This window comes from Nostoc sp. LEGE 06077, from assembly GCF_015207705.1.
In the GTDB taxonomy this organism is placed as follows: domain Bacteria; phylum Cyanobacteriota; class Cyanobacteriia; order Cyanobacteriales; family Nostocaceae; genus Nostoc_B.
The window spans coordinates 23,039-39,745 of record NZ_JADEWI010000045.1; the positions used below are offsets into that span (position 1 = coordinate 23,039).

14 protein-coding genes are annotated in these 16,707 nt (G+C 40.0%); 4 read left to right on the forward strand and 10 right to left on the reverse strand.

Annotated features, from left to right (window positions below; genetic code table 11):
• Window positions 1–40: 40 nt before the first annotated feature.
• From IQ244_RS23285 to IQ244_RS23295, 3 genes are all read right to left on the reverse strand, one after another.
• Window positions 41–1,333, reverse strand: coding sequence for a glycosyltransferase family 4 protein (locus tag IQ244_RS23285; protein ID WP_193898414.1), 1,293 nt, complete (start codon window positions 1,331–1,333; stop codon window positions 41–43).
• Window positions 1,334–1,898: 565 nt separating this feature from the next.
• Window positions 1,899–2,390 carry a gluconokinase gene (locus IQ244_RS23290; RefSeq protein WP_193898416.1) on the reverse strand — a complete coding sequence of 164 codons (492 nt, stop codon included), beginning with the start codon at window positions 2,388–2,390 and terminating at the stop codon, window positions 1,899–1,901.
• Window positions 2,391–2,523: 133 nt separating this feature from the next.
• Window positions 2,524–3,486: a protochlorophyllide reductase gene (locus IQ244_RS23295; RefSeq protein WP_193898418.1), complete on the reverse strand. Its 963-nt coding sequence runs from the start codon at window positions 3,484–3,486 to the stop codon at window positions 2,524–2,526.
• A 168-nt stretch (window positions 3,487–3,654) separates the two neighbouring features.
• On the opposite strand from IQ244_RS23295, the gene IQ244_RS33045 reads away from it, so the two are divergent.
• On the forward strand, window positions 3,655–3,777 hold the full coding sequence (locus IQ244_RS33045; protein ID WP_265578948.1) for a hypothetical protein: 123 nt from the start codon (window positions 3,655–3,657) through the stop codon (window positions 3,775–3,777).
• A gap of 8 nt (window positions 3,778–3,785) precedes the next feature.
• On the opposite strand, the gene IQ244_RS23300 is transcribed toward IQ244_RS33045, so the two are convergent.
• Both IQ244_RS23300 and IQ244_RS23305 read right to left on the reverse strand, forming a co-directional pair.
• Window positions 3,786–4,214 carry a DNA mismatch repair protein gene (locus IQ244_RS23300; protein ID WP_322746097.1) on the reverse strand — a complete coding sequence of 143 codons (429 nt, stop codon included), beginning with the start codon at window positions 4,212–4,214 and terminating at the stop codon, window positions 3,786–3,788.
• A gap of 252 nt (window positions 4,215–4,466) precedes the next feature.
• Complete coding sequence (locus tag IQ244_RS23305; protein ID WP_193898420.1) at window positions 4,467–5,714, reverse strand: FG-GAP repeat domain-containing protein; 1,248 nt, start codon at window positions 5,712–5,714, stop codon at window positions 4,467–4,469.
• 476 nt (window positions 5,715–6,190) lie between these two features.
• Between IQ244_RS23305 and IQ244_RS23310 the strand changes: the two genes are divergently transcribed.
• The 3 genes from IQ244_RS23310 (at window position 6,191) to IQ244_RS23320 (ending at window position 11,559) form a co-directional block, all read left to right on the forward strand.
• Window positions 6,191–7,507, forward strand: coding sequence for an aminopeptidase P N-terminal domain-containing protein (locus tag IQ244_RS23310; protein ID WP_193898421.1), 1,317 nt, complete (start codon window positions 6,191–6,193; stop codon window positions 7,505–7,507).
• A 208-nt stretch (window positions 7,508–7,715) separates the two neighbouring features.
• Entirely contained in the window at window positions 7,716–11,096 is a 3,381-nt protein-coding gene (locus IQ244_RS23315; RefSeq protein WP_193898423.1) for an EAL domain-containing protein, read from the forward strand.
• Window positions 11,097–11,418: 322 nt separating this feature from the next.
• Window positions 11,419–11,559: a hypothetical protein gene (locus tag IQ244_RS23320; RefSeq protein WP_193898425.1), complete on the forward strand. Its 141-nt coding sequence runs from the start codon at window positions 11,419–11,421 to the stop codon at window positions 11,557–11,559.
• A 26-nt stretch (window positions 11,560–11,585) separates the two neighbouring features.
• Here the strand turns inward: IQ244_RS23320 and IQ244_RS23325 are convergent, their stop codons facing one another.
• From IQ244_RS23325 to IQ244_RS23340, 5 genes are all read right to left on the reverse strand, one after another.
• Entirely contained in the window at window positions 11,586–12,350 is a 765-nt protein-coding gene (locus IQ244_RS23325; protein ID WP_193898427.1) for an SDR family NAD(P)-dependent oxidoreductase, read from the reverse strand.
• A gap of 139 nt (window positions 12,351–12,489) precedes the next feature.
• Entirely contained in the window at window positions 12,490–13,641 is a 1,152-nt protein-coding gene (locus IQ244_RS23330) for a histidine decarboxylase (protein WP_193898429.1), read from the reverse strand.
• Window positions 13,642–14,026: 385 nt separating this feature from the next.
• Complete coding sequence (locus tag IQ244_RS33050; RefSeq protein WP_265578949.1) at window positions 14,027–14,161, reverse strand: hypothetical protein; 135 nt, start codon at window positions 14,159–14,161, stop codon at window positions 14,027–14,029.
• A 22-nt stretch (window positions 14,162–14,183) separates the two neighbouring features.
• Window positions 14,184–16,070 carry an ATP-dependent zinc metalloprotease FtsH2 gene (gene ftsH2 / locus IQ244_RS23335; protein ID WP_193898431.1) on the reverse strand — a complete coding sequence of 629 codons (1,887 nt, stop codon included), beginning with the start codon at window positions 16,068–16,070 and terminating at the stop codon, window positions 14,184–14,186.
• A gap of 176 nt (window positions 16,071–16,246) precedes the next feature.
• Complete coding sequence (locus IQ244_RS23340) at window positions 16,247–16,426, reverse strand: hypothetical protein (protein ID WP_193898432.1); 180 nt, start codon at window positions 16,424–16,426, stop codon at window positions 16,247–16,249.
• Between the last annotated feature and the right edge of the window lie 281 nt (window positions 16,427–16,707).

Genomic DNA, 16,707 nt, shown 5'->3' on the forward strand with positions numbered 1-16,707 from the left:
AATCTCCGCTGCACCCAACCTTGTCACCAAATTTTTGAGTTTATTGAATATCAACAATTGATTCTTGGGAATTCAACTTGAGAATATTACCTATATTTGATCTCCGTTTGGCGATCGCATCCATAAATAATCCTTCATACTTGGCAATTGCTTGTGAACAAGCATAATGTTCAACAGCAAACTGTCGGCCTTGCTTACCTAAATGCTCTCGGCGCTGTGGATGATGATACAACTCTAAGATGGCATCTGCTAGAGCATCGGCAGACTCTGGCTCAACAATTACACCTCCGCCACTTTCTCGAATTGCTTTAGCTGCTGTACCTGTTGCTGGTACTGAACCGACAATTGGCCGTCCACTCGCTAACAGCAGGGGAATTTTAGAAGGCATATTAAAGGAAATCACATTTCGTTTCTGCACAATTAACCCAACATCAGCAGCGGATAACATTTGCGGGAGTTGTTCGCGTGGCTGTAACGGTAAGAGTAAAACATTATCTGCACCACAAGATAAACAATATTGTTGTAATCTTTTTAAGGCGATCGCTTCCCCAGCAATCACAAAGGTAATTTCTGGCAGATGTCGCAACTCAGCCGCCGCTGCTACTACTGTTTCTAAACCTTGAGTCAAGGCAATGTTACCAGAATACATCACTACAAATTTTCCCTCTAATTGATGGGTAATTTTCCAGTGGTTATTCTCTTGTGGTAGAGGATAAATGAAATTAACATTCACCCAGTTGGGAATACAAATAATTTTCTTGGGAGATACACCTTTACTCACTAAATTTTCTAAAAAACCATCAGCAATCACGCTGATGGCTTGAGCTTTTCGATAAGCAAATTTCTCCAATAACTCACAAAATCGGATCATCCTTTTATTAGTCATTAACCCGACGCGTACTGCTGCTTCTGGTAGAATATCTTGCACATTCAAGACTACTGGACAATTGTATAGTTTGCCTAATAAAGCCGCTGGTAATGTTACTAATAATGGTGGTATCGTCAGCAAAATTACATCCGGTCGTTTACCTCTCAAAGCTTGGGGCAAACTAGTAACGATAAAACTTAACTCTAACAGCAATCTATCAAGCAGATTAGGTTTTGACTTGATACGCAAGTAACTGCGTTGAATAGTTACACCATTAATTTTTTCTGTAATGTACCACTTACCTTGATAGCCTGGATAAATTTCTCGTTGGGGATAGTTGGGCATTCCTGTAATTACCCGCACTTCATGACCTTGTTTTACTAGTCCTTCTGCCAGTTCAGTCATTAAAGGTGCAATTCCAATCGGTTCTGGATGGTAGTTATAGGAATAAATCAAAATCTGCATGAGTTATTTATAAAATTTGTTTTGGCAATTAAGCGGAATTTTAGGATAGGTTTCTAGCTGTTTAAAGAGTTAAATTAATAGGGAATGATTGAGTTCATAATTCTTCAATATTTCTATTGAAGGATTATGAAATTATATGTATCTATAATTTACACTGGACTTGATTTAGTAGGGAAAATTATATCAACTGTGACAGAATTAAAACATACTGTTCTACACATTAAACACAAAAAATATGAATTTTGATGATTATCTTGCGTAATCAAGTTTTAACAAAGGATGAGTTGTATTAATAAGGTAAATTATTCATACCGTTTCTTTGTGAAGTTGAATAAAATTCACCCCCGGCGATCGCCGTTCCCTTTGCCAAGGTGGGACTACAGGGAGGTATTTGCATCTTTATAGAGAATTGGTATCAGGAGCAAACTAAGTTTACCACTACTGTCATACAGTATTTCTTGGTTCAATGAAAAAGCAGAGGCGCTGCACCCAAGATAAGCTGTCCCCCTAATCTTGAAAGGCTGGGGGTTAGGCTTGCCTCGAATCTCTTTTCATCAGCTACTTATTAAACGTTCAGGCAATTTCTGATTTGCTGTACGATCGCACTTAAATCTTGAGAGATGTCAATATAAATTGCCTCATCTGGGTTTGGCGCTTCTAGAGTATCGAACTGGCTTTGTAAAAGATTGGCTTGCATAAAATGACCGTGGCGATCGCGCAATCTTTGTTCAATCAACTCATAATTGCCTGTGAGGTATATTAGCTTTACCCGTGGATCATCGCCACAAAGAAACTGACGATAACTTGCTTTCAACGCCGAACAAGCCAAGATTACGTTTTTATCTGCTTGCAACCATTTAGCGATCGCTATTTGTAATGATTGTAACCAAGGTTGGCGATCAATATCACTTAACGGTTCCCCTCGGCTCATTTTTGCCTTAGAGTTGGCTGAGTGAAACGTATCTGCATCGTGAAATTCCCACTCTTTTGCCGCCGCAAGAGCTTGCCCAATAGTAGTTTTACCGGAACCGGCAACTCCCATGATCAGAATTATCATTTGTAGTTAGCAGGATTGAGGGAAGGGTGTAAAGGTGTATGTAGGGTGTAAGGGAAAGAATAAAAACGACCATTCATTACACAGTTACAAATTAGTACTCTTCCCCTATACCCCCATACCCCTAAACCTCTAATCAAGCTAATCCAACTAACTTTTCACTCAAGTCCCACAGGCGTTCAGCTTTAGCATCATCCCGCGCTTGGGGAGAAACTTTCTGCACAAAAGATTTACCCTCTTTTTTCTGGCGATTTCCCCAACTCCAATAAGCACCAGATTGCTTATATTCAGGCTCAATGACCACTGCTGCAACCCTTTCTCCAGCCAATTCCTGGGACACATAACCCCCAGTGATGTACTTTTGGAACAAGGGGAAGAGTTTTTGGAACAAGGGATAGTGGTTACGGAATAGGGGTGTTTCAGCCACACATCCTGGATAGAGGGAAGTGAAGGTAATCCCTGTTGATTCGTGATAGCGTCGATGCAGTTCGCGCATGGTCAGCACGTTGCAGACTTTACTGTCTTTGTAAGCTTTGACGGGTTCAAATTTCTTGCCGTCAATCATAGAAACTGGTGCTTTAAAGCCTGCGACAAAGCCTTCCAATTCACCTAAGTCAGGACGCGGCGGAATTTTACCGCCTAGTTCGTCTGGGTTGTGGGTAACAGTTCCCAAAATTACCATTCGTTTATCTGCGGCCGAGGATTTTTTGAGATCTTCAAGTAGAAGCTTGCACAGCAGAAAATGACCAAGGTGATTGGTGGTCATAGTTAACTCGTAGCCTTCTGGACTACGTAACGGCTCTTTGATTAATGGCATATAAATAGCCGCGTTACCCACCACAGCATCTAAGGATTTGCCACTGGCTCTAAAGTTGTTAACAAACTGGCGCACACTATCTAAAGAACCTAGATCAATGTGCATAAGGGTATAGCTGTCCTTGGGTATTCCCACTTCTTGGGCAGCTTTTTCAGCCTTCACCAAATCTCGGCAGGCCATGACAACGTGCCATCCTCTGCGAGCAAATGCTTTTGCAGCGTACAAACCGACCCCAGAGGATGCACCTGTGATTACAACCGTTGACTTCCGATCCTGTGACATTGCTATTCAGACTCTGTTATCGCCTTTTACTATCTTTTGGATCTTACATCACTGGGTTATACAGATAATCTATCAATTTTTCCTTAATACTTGTTAACAAACAAACAGAATAAATCTAGGTTTCTAGTGATTAATTATTGCGAAATATGAAGTTCATCTTGATTTGCAATGCTGACGATAGATAAACTGCCAGCGATCGCTTGCCCATTCCCAGCAGATGCGATCGCATTCCTTATGGCTGAAAATACCGAAGATAATGGTGGGCATAACCCACCAAAAATGTCTATTTAATTTTTATTTTATAATAAGCATTCTCTAGTTTGATGATGATTGATAAACATTTCCATGTCATATTCAATATTGTCTAAGACAATTGAAAAATTAGTTCTGTCATATTCACCTTCACAAAAAGTTTCCATATACAAGTTGCCGGCTGAATTATCAATATATGCTTTCATAAACATAAATAATAAATTCAGTTCATTCACATATTCTAAAAGATCATGTCTAGTAACATTGAAATTATAAGAGTAAAGAATTCTAATTAATACACCTCGTGTTGGGACGTGTTTAACTATCAAACCATGCTTTCTCGCATGACGACATAAAAGCAACTCATCTTCTTCATCAACATGATATCCATTGAATTCTAAATGATTGCGATATCTGACTAGAGGATGAGCTAAATAATCACCAATATGAATTTCGGACATGGGTATAAACCTCACAAATTTTTTAACCCATTAGGCTTGTTAAAATTAGTATTCCCACTTAGAGAGCATTTATCAACTAAATCGTGAGATAGCTAAGAGATGTATCAACATGAGAACTTTTGCGCTTGTACAAGATGCTGCAAAACCGCGCCTAGTTTTAAATAAGCAGTATGCTCTAAACTTAGAGCATACTACCATCACAGCAGGTTAGGTGAAATTGTCCCTATTACCTTCTGTTGTCAGAATTACCGCCTATATCACTCAGTTTTAGCCTGTATACCAAGCAGCACCAAGTTTATCTTTAGTAGCGACATTAGATTCGGTTGCTTGTGTACCATTCATTGTCCAAACCTTGTCTGCACCTGCTGTTTGATCGCGCCAGTAGACATCAGTTTTGCCATCACCATTGAAATCGCCAAAGGATGGTGTCAAAGCTGCGCTATTGCTGGGAAGAAATGCTTCAGATTTAATAGCTGTACCATTCATTAACCAAGCGGTGTTCTCACCAGTCTTCTGATTGTGCCAGAAGATATCGGTTTTGCCATCACCGTCAAAATCACCGATATTAGCTTGCCAAGATGAATCAAGTGTCTTAGCCGCACCTTCAGTGACAACGATACCATTCATTGTCCAAATTTTATTTTGACCGGTGGAACTATTTCGCCACAGAATATCTGTCTTCAAGTCACCGTTAAAATCACCAAGGATAGCTGTTGAAGATGAAGATTGAGATTGTAAGTTAAATTTACTGGCTTTTGTGCCATCCATAAACCAAGCACTGTTAGCACCAGTGTTAGCGTTGCGCCAGAAGATATCACTCTTACCATTGCCGTCAAAATCAACAATAGTTGGAGTCAAACCTACTGCTGTAGTTTCTACAACATTGGCACTCGAAACTTTTGTACCGTCCATCAACCAAACGGCATTTTGACCAGTTTGAGCATTATTCCAGAAGATATCAGTTTTGCGATCGCCATTGAAATCACCAATTAAAGGAGTCCAGTTAGCATCGACTTTCTCTAAAGCTGCGGTACTAGCAACTTTAGCGCCATCCATGAGGGCAACTCTATTCTCTCCTGTTTGTTTATTCCGCAACAAAAAGTCGGTTTTGCCATCATTATTAAAATCGGCAATTTTGTAAGTCCAAGCGTTGATATCAAACTTACCTACAGAACCTTGGGAGAGAACTTGTCCACCATCCATCAGGCGAATCACAATCTCACCTGTTTGAGCATTAACCCACATTTTATCTACTTTGCCATCACCGTTGAAATCGGGGGCAATTGCTGCACTTCTTAAATAAGGGTTGGGATTAGCGCTGGTTGTTACTTCTGATGTTGAAGTTTTTTGGGCTGATAAAGAATAATTGTCTAATGTTGAAGACGCACTACTACTGGAAAAATTTTTGCCAATGCCTTGTGAATTGTCTAGAGTTTCTAACAATGCACTTGATTTTTTCAAAGATTCAGAAAACAGGCTTGTTTGTAATGGTGAGGATTTTGAATTTGAAGACATAGTGCGTTCTAATCACTGGTTGTCCTCAAAGTTTTAACCTATAAGTCAAATTCATTTCTGTATTCTAATAACAGTTATTATTTTTTATAAGTTTTTTTATAAACATTTTTATATCCAAATATCAATGTTTATATACATAATTAATTTGCCATAAATGATTTTGATGATTTTTACAAGTCGTGAATAATCAATCATTCAATTTGTCAGGGTATCTTATTGGTGTCAGGCTTTAAATATATAAAATAAGTCTGTTATCTAGTTATCAGTAAATAAAAATTAAAATGCCCAACAAAAACAAAACTTGACTCTGCAAAAAAGGGCTAAGTGTAGAGGAAGAACAGCATAAACAGTATCGAGAGAAATAGAAAATATTAGTTAAAATAACTGAAACAAGCAACTACTGAGAGGCTGTATCTGTATAGCCACTAGTGTCAAAACGTGTAAACCAACACAATAATTTTCCAAATTAAACAGCTATGCAATTAGAATATCGGCAGCGTCGGCAGCAGTTAATGGCAAAAATTGGGAATGGTACTGCGATTTTACGGAGTGCGCCAATGGCAGTCATGCACAACGATGTTGAATATGCCTATCGGCAAGATAGTGATTTTTTTTACTTAACAGGCTTTAATGAAGCGGAAGCCGTAGCAGTGTTAGCACCAAATCATCCAGAACATCGCTTTGTTTTGTTTGTCCAACCCAAAGATCGCGAAAAAGAAGTTTGGTCTGGTTATCGCTGTGGCGTAGATGCAGCCAAGGAGATTTATGGTGCTGATGCAGCTTACCCGATTAATGAATTAGATGAAAAATTGCCCCAATATTTAGAAAAAGCCGATCGCATTTATTATCACTTGGGGCGCGATCGCCATTTTAATGAAACAATCTTAAAACATTATCAAAGTTTACTGCGGACTTATCCCAAACGAGGTACAGGGCCAATTGCCATTGAAGATACTTGTACAGTCCTTCACAGCCTCCGACTGATTAAAACAGAATCTGAGTTAGAAATGATGCGTCAAGCAGCGGCGATCGCCGCTGAAGCACACAATCAAGCAATGGCGATCGCTAAACCCGGACGTTATGAATACGAAATTCAAGCCGAAATTGAACGGATTTTTCGCCTCCGAGGCGGGATGGGGCCAGCCTATCCTTCGATTGTGGCTTCTGGGGTGAATGCTTGCATTCTCCACTACATTGAAAATAATCGTCAGATGCAGGATGAAGAATTGCTGTTAATTGATGCTGGTTGTGCTTACAGTTATTACAACTCAGATATTACCCGCACATTTCCGGTCGGGGGCAAATTTACGCCCGAACAAAAGGCATTATACGAAATTGTCCTAGAAGCCCAAAAACAAGCGCTCGCCCAAGTCCAACCAGGTAACACCTTTAAATCAGTTCACGATACCGCTGTGCGTGTGCTGACAGAAGGCTTAATTGACCTTGGCATTCTCCAAGGCGAAATTGACAAAATCATCGAAGAAGAAAAATACAAACCATACTATATGCATCGCACCAGCCATTGGTTAGGCCTAGATGTGCATGATGTTGGCGTTTACCAACATGGTGACGACAAACCACAGATTTTGCAACCCGGTCAAGTACTAACAGTGGAACCAGGACTTTACATCGTACCGGATACAAAACTAGCCGAAGACCAACCAGAAACACACCCACGTTGGATTGGTATAGGTATTCGCATTGAAGATGATGTCTTAGTCACACCCACAGGCTATGAAGTATTAACAGCTGAAGTTCCCAAAGAAATAGATGAAATAGAAAGAATTAGTTAGAAAAAACAGAAAAATTTTAGATTTTGGATTGAACAATCAAAAATCCAGAATTGAAGTGGTAGAAGATAGGAGTCAGAAGCAATTCAAGACTTCAACTTCACACTTCAAACTTCACACCTTATAGGGAAATTCAGCAGTTCTACGGAAGCTATAAAAAATCAGATCAGTTATTCAGTGAAAGATAGTCAGTACATCTAGCTATAAAACGATGGTCAGTAATAGTTCTGTGCAGGCAGATAAAAACCAGCGCTTGGTAATGCGCCTGCCACGCACATTGAGTTATCTAGAAACCTGGGGTTTTGGACTGACAGGTCATGTTGGATGGATTGGCACTGCACCGGTTATTCATGCAGCACTAGGATCGAAAGCTATTTTAGTTTGGTTATTTGGAGTAATTGTCTCCTGCATTTTGAATTTACAAATCCAAAGTTTGGGTAGACATTGGTTAGACGTGACAGGCGGAACACCTAATTATACGGCGCGGCTACTCAAGAACTTTCCCAATTTAGGCCTCTATGTTGCCTTGGCATATTATTTTAGCTGGGCAGCAGCACCAGCTTTGTATGCAATCATCCTCACAGATTTAGTTAAGGTTAATTTTCAACCTTTGGGCCTTTCCTGTCCAGAAACTTTCTTAAAAATTGCCTTTACGGCGATTCCTTTTATTGTGGCATTTAGTGGTACGCGTGCTGTCGCACTACTGCATCTATTTTTTGTCATTCCGGCAATTTCATTAGTACTTTTGTTTTGTACTCAAGGCGTAATTTGGTTAGTCTTATCAAAAGGTATTAATGTGTTTCCACATAGTACCCATAGCCTCAGTTTTGCAGAATGGGCAAAGTCGTTTTTCCTTGCCAGTTATTCAGTTTACGCTTGTGAAACCACATCTTCTTTTGTGGCTGATAGTCGTTCTCCCCAGAAGACTTTGAAGTTTTTAACTACAGCTACGTGGTTAATTCCGCCAGTATTTCTCGGTGGTTCATGGGTATTAATGTGTGCCACGAACCAGCCAGAAAATGGTGCAGACACATTCTTGAATTTACTGTCAGCATCGCAACCTTTTTGGGGAGAATTTGCCCCTTTTTTAGTCACATTGCTGATTGCTTTCTCATGTCTGCTGAGTTGTGCCACAGCAGTTACTAATTCTCCGCGCATTATCTATCAACTGGCCTTAGATAGTCAGTTATCTCCTGTATTCACAGTAGTTTCCCGCCAAGGCATCTTGGGGCCTGCCATCTTCATTACTTTCTTACTCAGTCTGCTGTGTTTGAATTTAGGCAATGTATCTCAACTTGTCACCGTAGCAGGCACTTGTTATTTGTTATCGATTATGGGGCTGCATCTGGGATTGTGGTTATGTCGCCATCAATCAGAAGTATTATGGCCTTGGTGGTCATTAGGTTTTTTTTTAGTAGAAGCAATAGTTTTAGTAGTTGGCGGTTTAGCGTGGAATTGGCATGAGTTATTAATTGGGCTATTTGTACCCTTTATCCTGATGATAGGAGATTGGCTACTGCGGCGCTGCAAATTTGCCCCATTTCATTCTCAATGGTGGACACAACACTACACAGGAAAGTTTACTAACCATAACCCAGATTTTGTTGTCCTCCAGGTCATTGTTTTAGTCTCACTCATTTGTAGTTCTGCTATTGGCAGTTGGGTGTTACGTGATTTATTAGGTGAATTTCATCAATACTCGCAGAATTCTTTACTAGCGATCGCCTTAGTGATGCTTTCGTTTATCGGGGTAGCGATCGCTTGCTGGACTACTCTACCACAAATTGCAGCTATTGATGAGGCACGCCAAGAAGCAAAAAATCTTTTTATTACCACCCTTAATACCGTTCCCGATACTGTTTTAGTACTAGATGAACAGGGGAAAATCTTAGAGACAAATGTAGCGGCTGAAGAACTATTTCAAATTAGTACCCAGCAGTTAGTAGGGCAAAACTTGAATCAATTCCTCATAGACCATTGTGGCAAACCAGAGCAATGGTCTATGAGGAGTGAACAAACCCTGAAAACTAACCAAGGCTCATACATTGTTGAATCTACTGTTTCCCAACCATCTAATCTCCAACTAAGACAATATGTTGTCATCCTGCGAGATATTACTCAGCGTAAATTAGCAGAAGAAGAACTCAAACAATATCGTTTTCAACTAGAACAGTTGGTAGCAGAGCGTACCATTGAACTCATGAGAGTTAATCAACAACTCCAGCAAGATATTGTCGAACGAGAACGCGCCCAAGAGCTATTGCTACATAACAGTTTACATGATGCTCTTACGGGGCTACCCAATCAATCTTTGTTCATGGAGCGAGTCAAGCAGGCTCTAGAACGCACAAAACAACAAAAAGATTATGTATTTGCCATCCTCTTCTTAGATTTAGACCGCTTTAAGGTAGTTAATGACAGTCTCGGACATTTACTCGGAAATCAACTGTTAATTGCCATTTCTCATCGACTCCAATCAGTTCTGCGTCATGGAGATATGGTTGCCAGGTTTGGCGGCGACGAATTCACAATTTTACTCGACGAAATTGATGGTATCAATGGTGCGATACAAGTAGCTGAACGAATTCAAAAGTTACTAACTTTACCTTTTCAATTAAATGAACATAAGGTATTTACCAACGCAAGTATGGGAATTGCCTTGAATACAAATAATTATGAGCAAGCTGCACATATTCTTAGAGATGCTGATGTGGCAATGTATTGTGCTAAATCTCTGGGTAAAGCACGTTATGAAGTATTTCATCCGCAAATGCACGAAAGTGCATCTCTGCTATTGCAGTTAGAAACAGCTATGCGCCATGCCCTCATTCAGCAAGAAGAATTTCGCCTCCACTATCAGCCCATTGTTTCATTAATGACGGGTAAAATTATCGGATTTGAAGCCCTAATTAGATGGCATCATCCTGAAAGAGGGCTTATTTCTCCAGACGATTTTATTCCCCTCGCTGAAGAAACGGGAATGATTGCTTCTATTGGTAAATGGGTGCTTTATGAAGCTTGCCGCCAATTGCAAGTATGGCATCAACAATTTCCCACTTACCCACCCTTGACAATTAGCGTCAACTTTTCTGGCAAACAAATTATGCAGCCTGATATTGTCAAACAAGTAAAACAGGTTTTGCAAGACACAGGTTTACCAGCCGGTACTTTGAAGTTAGAAATTACCGAAAGCTTGCTGATGGATAATTTTGAATTGGCAACCGCGATGCTTTCCCAGCTGACAACCTTGAATGTAGAATTGCACATGGATGATTTTGGCACAGGTTATTCATCCTTAAGTTATTTGCACCGCTTACCGCTGAAAACCATTAAGATTGATCGCTCATTTATTAGTAATATTGGCAGTCGGGGGGAAAATTTAGAAATTGTACGAGCGATCGTCACATTAGCTCACAATTTAAATATGTCAGTCACCGCCGAAGGCATCGAAACAGTACAACAGTTAGCCCAACTCAAAGCATTACAATGCGATCAAGGACAAGGATACTTCTTTTTCCCAGCTTTAGAAGGTTCTGAGGTAGAAGTATTACTGGCTGGTAAGTTGTGTGGCACGAACTTTTTAGAGGTGTAATATTGTGTTCGGCGAAAAAGTTTTGATGAAGACCGCAGAGAAGAGAATTTTCATGTTTCTGCACAGATGCACAGAACAGTCAATGATCACCAGGACATAATACAAAAACTATTTAATGGCTGTAAAAAAATTCCACCCTAGTTTAGCTTTTATCATTTGTTTGCTATGTCTTGGAGCTACCCAGCCTAAGTCATAACCACAATGGACACCGCAGCTGGAAGCCTAGTTTCAGCAGCGTTCTCAACAAGTAATTATATCCTTTGCCGGGAAGAATTACGGTTCGACTGCTTTTGAAAATGAAAAAAGGTCTTATCCTCAAGCAATGATCGACTTTCTCGCAGGTAATCGAGAAAAAGCAATTTCGTTTTTGCAATCAGAATACGCTGATCCTCGATTTCATACTCACACTATGAGTATTGCCGTTAAAGTAGGTGGCTATGAATTTCAAAGTCAACGCAAATAATAGGATAAAAATTGTGTAAAACCTAATTACTGCACTGTATAACCCCCATCTATCACCAGTGATGTTGCTGTAATATATGAAGCTTTATCAGATGCAAGAAATAGAATAGCTTGAGCTACTTCTTGTGGTTGTCCTATCCGTTTCATCGGAACTGTAGCAGCGAGTTGATTAATCACTTCTTCTTTTGTTAGACCTTGCCAATCAGCAAATTGTTGCGTTTGTAATGTCTCAATTACACCTGGACAAACACAATTTACTCTAATGTTTTCAGTCGCTAGGTCATGAGCCAAACTTCTGGTTAATTGTAGGATTGCGCCTTTGGTTGTGTTATATAATGCAAAACCAGGAAAGGCAATCAAAGCAGCTATAGATGCTACGTTGACAATGGCACCACCACCACGTTTACGTATATGTGGAAGAGCATATTTAGCGCAAAAAGCATAGCCTTTAATATTTGTTCCCAAAACTTTATCCCAATCCAAATTGGAAGCTTCTTCAAGAGAACCAATTGCTAAAATTCCAGCGTTAGCAACCAAAATATCTATACCTTGCCATTGATTAACAACATTGGTAATCCAATCTTTTACCTGAGTTTCATTACTAACATCGCAGGTGGAAAACATTGCATCTCCACCACTATTTTTGATTTCTTCCAGCAATGATAAACCACCAGCGGTATCAATATCAGCGATCGCTACTTTAGCACCCTCAGCGGCAAAAAGTTTAGCTGTCTCTCGACCAATACCAGAACTACCCCCAGTAACTAACGCTACTTTATTCGCTAACTCCATTTGCAAAACCTCTTTTTACTATTTCATCATCGGTTTTTATAGATGATACAAAAATTTGTAAGTGTGAACGGTCGCCCCTATAAGTTTCTTGTATGTGGATCAAGATTTTGGTGAATCAGTATTACCAACAGCCTTTCGCTTACGAGAATACTGGTTGTAGTTGTAAATATTCAGATTCCGGTAATAACCCCTCTTGTAAGACAAGCTCATTTACAAAAGTATCAATTTTCTGCCGATCTATATTTTGCATAACTATGAGATGGGCAAAATTATCAAGAGTTGCTAACTGCCATTTTTTAACCAATACTTGGTTCGGCTTTTGAAACACGACAGTATTTGAGAATTTATTCAGCATACAGGGATATTCGCGCAATTTAAGTTGCTGGAATAAATATTGGGCATTCTGAATACAGGTCTTTGCTTCTTTGGCAAATCCTTCATAACCTCTGGTTTTCAGCGCATACCAAATAATTAGGGGAGTATGACCATTTCTAGAACCCAGAATAGTGGTGTCTTTTGAACCGATATATTCAATCATGGTTTCAACTTTTTCTACCCACTTCTTTTTGGTTAAAACTACACCACAAGGTAGGGGAGAACCAATAAACTTACCAGAAATGGCCACACTATCTATAGGTTTTTGAAAGTTAATTTGGGGCGCATTATCTAAAAATGGTAAAATCATTCCTGAAAGTGCCGCATCGCAATGAATGTAATAATCTTTGATTTGATGACGGTTTAAAATTGCCAAAACTTTGTCTAGGTCATCAATAGCACCTTTGACAGTAGTGCCGATATTCAAGTTAATAATAACTGGTTGCTGCGAATTTTGCTGAATCGCTTGGGATAAATGTTCATAATTTATCTCGCCATTAATTTGGGAATTAATTACTTGATGTTGAATGCCAAACAGTCTAGCTGCTTTTGGAATGGAGTAATGGGAATCTTGAGATGAGTACAGAATTCCATGAGGATAAATTTCTCTGGCTAATAGCATTCCATATAAATTACCTTCAGTTCCACCAGCAGTCACATAGCCCCAAAACTCATTTTCGGGAATTTTGTATAGTTGGGCAAAAAATGATAAAACTTCTTGTTCAAACTTGCGAGAATGAAGACCGAAATCTGGCTCTATATATGGGTCTCCAGCATTATTTAATAAAAAATTAAAAAACTTGGTTAGATAAGTGAAGTCACAACTTAAATTATATGGATAACCTGCGTGGAACTGCGATCGCTGTTCTATTTGCTGCCAAAAAAGTGTTAACTCCTTGCTCACAGTATCTAACATATTTTCTGATTTATTATCTTTTGAGTTCACGCAAGTTTTACACTACATCCTAAGTATCAATTCAATATTTTTAGGATTTCTTAACGAATACAATAATACATTTAAAGTTTTAATAAAGCAGTGATTATACTGATAATATTTAGGGGTTTTCTTTAGATAAAGTAAGCTTCTCCTAATCTATCTAGTTGAATTACGTTGTACAAGCAGAGCCTCTAGGGTTGCTAATAACCATTATCAATATTTGACAGAACTAACCTAATGAATTTCACGGTATTACTCATCTTGATATGCTTGACATTCAGCATAAATACACAAAACAATCAGTCAATACTTAAAAGAAACTACGAAGTTAGTAAATATACTTTACGCACGGGTTTTCCGATAATTACTTAAAGTTTTGACAAAGCTGCTTGAGCGCAGCTTGTTTCTGGAGTGCGATCGCTACTTTATTCTTTACCGCCTTGGGTTGGTTAATCACTAAATGCAAATAAAAATGGGCATGGTGTTTAACCTTGCCCATTTCTAGAAATATCGTTTAGTAATTACAGTTGCGGTACATACTGTTGTTTTTCAGGAACATCAGTGTATTCAGCAACAATTTGGCGGAATTCTTCGCCGTCAATGGTTTCTTTCTCAATCAGCAAATCAACGATGCGATCGGTGACGGTGCGATTTTCCCGCATAATTTTTTTCGCATTTTCGTAGCATTCTTCTACAATTATCCGCACTTGAGCATCAATGCGAGATGCGATCGCTTCGGAATATTCAGATCTGGTTGTCCAATCACGACCGAGGAATACTTCTCCCTGTTGGCTTTCTAAGGACAGAGGCCCTAAATCAGACATCCCAAACCTTGTGACCATTTGTCTGGCCATTCCAGACAATTGCTGCAAGTCTCCACCCGCACCAGTTGTCACTTCCGCCGGGCCAAATACTACTTCTTCCGCAGCACGACCACCCAAAGCACCAGTAATTCTGGCTTTGAGTTGAGAACGGGAAATTAATCCTTGTTCTTCGTTAGGAGTAAACCAAGTTAAACCTTGTGCTTGTCCCCGTGGAATCAAAGTAACTTTTTGTACGGGGTCGTGGTCTTTGAGTAAAGTACCAACTAAAGCGTGTCCAATTTCGTGGTAAGCAATTAGGCGCTTGCTCTTGCTGTCTACTAAGGGTGTACCTTCCATCCCCGCAACAACCCGATCCACTGCATCATCGATTTCGCGGAGGGTGATGGCTTCCTTACGTCTTCTAGCGGTGAGAATTGCTGCTTCGTTGAGTAAGTTAGCTAAGTCAGCGCCAGTAAACCCAGGTGTGCGACGGGCGATCGCATCTAAAGATACGCTGGTATCTAATTTCTTGTTGCGTGCATGAACGCTTAAAATTTCCAAGCGTCCTTTAATATCCGGTGCATCGACAGTTACTTGTCTGTCAAAACGACCGGGACGTAACAAGGCTGAATCTAATACGTCAGGACGGTTGGTCGCAGCAATAATAATGATCCCTGTATTGCCTTCAAAACCATCCATTTCGGTGAGTAACTGGTTGAGGGTTTGTTCTCTCTCATCGTTACCGCCACCGATACCTGCACCCCGTTGTCTACCCACAGCGTCGATTTCATCGATGAAGATGATACAAGGAGCGTTATCTTTGGCTTTTTTAAACAAGTCGCGCACACGAGATGCACCGACACCAACGAACATTTCCACAAATTCCGAACCGGAAATACTGAAGAAAGGTACGCCAGCTTCCCCAGCGATCGCTTTTGCAAGTAAAGTTTTACCTGTACCTGGAGGCCCAACTAACAACACACCTTTGGGAATGCGTGCGCCTACAGCGGTAAATCTTTCTGGCTGTTTCAAGAATGTGACGACTTCTTGGAGTTCTTCTTTGGCTTCTTCAATCCCAGCTACGTCGTCAAATTTCACACCAGTTTTGGCTTCCATTTGAAACCGCGCTCTGGATTTACCAAAGCTCATAGCTTGTCCAGGGCCACCAGGAAGATTGCTGGAGCGACGGAACAAAAAGAATAATCCCGTAATCAATAAGATTGGGAAAACAAGATTACCCAATAATCCCCAGATTGCGCCATCATTCCGCATGGGGTGAGCATCAAAACTAATGTGTTTTTCTTTAAGCTTGCTAATTAACTCTGGTGCGCTAATTGGCAGATCTACCCGCCACCGCTGAATCCGATTCTCGATATCAGGATCTACAGCTTCAACAATTGCTGTTCTACCGCCTTCATACAGATCAACGCTAGTGACGCGATCGGCATCCAAGTATTCTAGGAAACGGCCATAAGTCATGCGGGTATTGGCGGCATTCTTACCCATATCCGCAGGAGCATTAGCAAATGCTCCTTGCCAGAAGAAAAAGCCAATTACCAAAGCAGGCAATGTCCAGAGTACTAGGACTCTCCAAGAGAATTTCATCTTAATTTGCCTCTGCCAATACAATTAATAATTTCTAGTGAATCTCCAGCTTGGCATTTATCCGGGGAATCAGCTTCCACGCGATATTGCCTCACTTTCTGACTAGATTTAGTTTGCAACGGATGTTTATTAATCCATTTTGTTTAATTTGATCTCTGATCACGCGTCACCATTAATTATGTGCCGATGAAAAGATTCTTAATTAAATTTAACTTAATTTTAATACAGCTTGGCTGAAGACAACAAAATTTTAGATGTGGAGAGCGATCGCCAGCGATATCGGTGAGGGAGATGGCGATCGCACTGTAAGCTGGAATGTGGTTGAGACTGTGTAAGGACAAGGGAGAAATGACCAAGAAAGACTATTGCTGGTGGTGATGGAATTTAGTCTGTTTTAGCTGATTGAGTCCAACAAGTTCTCTCATTAACTAAGTAATTTTACAAAATTATGTCTCAAAGAATACATTGATCAAGCATGAATAAGTTTTCCAGCGTAATAGCTTAGATACCTACTACGCTGAAAAATTAAATCAATTATTAAAATTACGAGAATGATTTTCAAAAGTCTCAAACACTGAGTACTGTTAGCAGTAGTGGGAATTGTGCAGGGTACTAAGTAAGAAATCCTCTTCTCTAC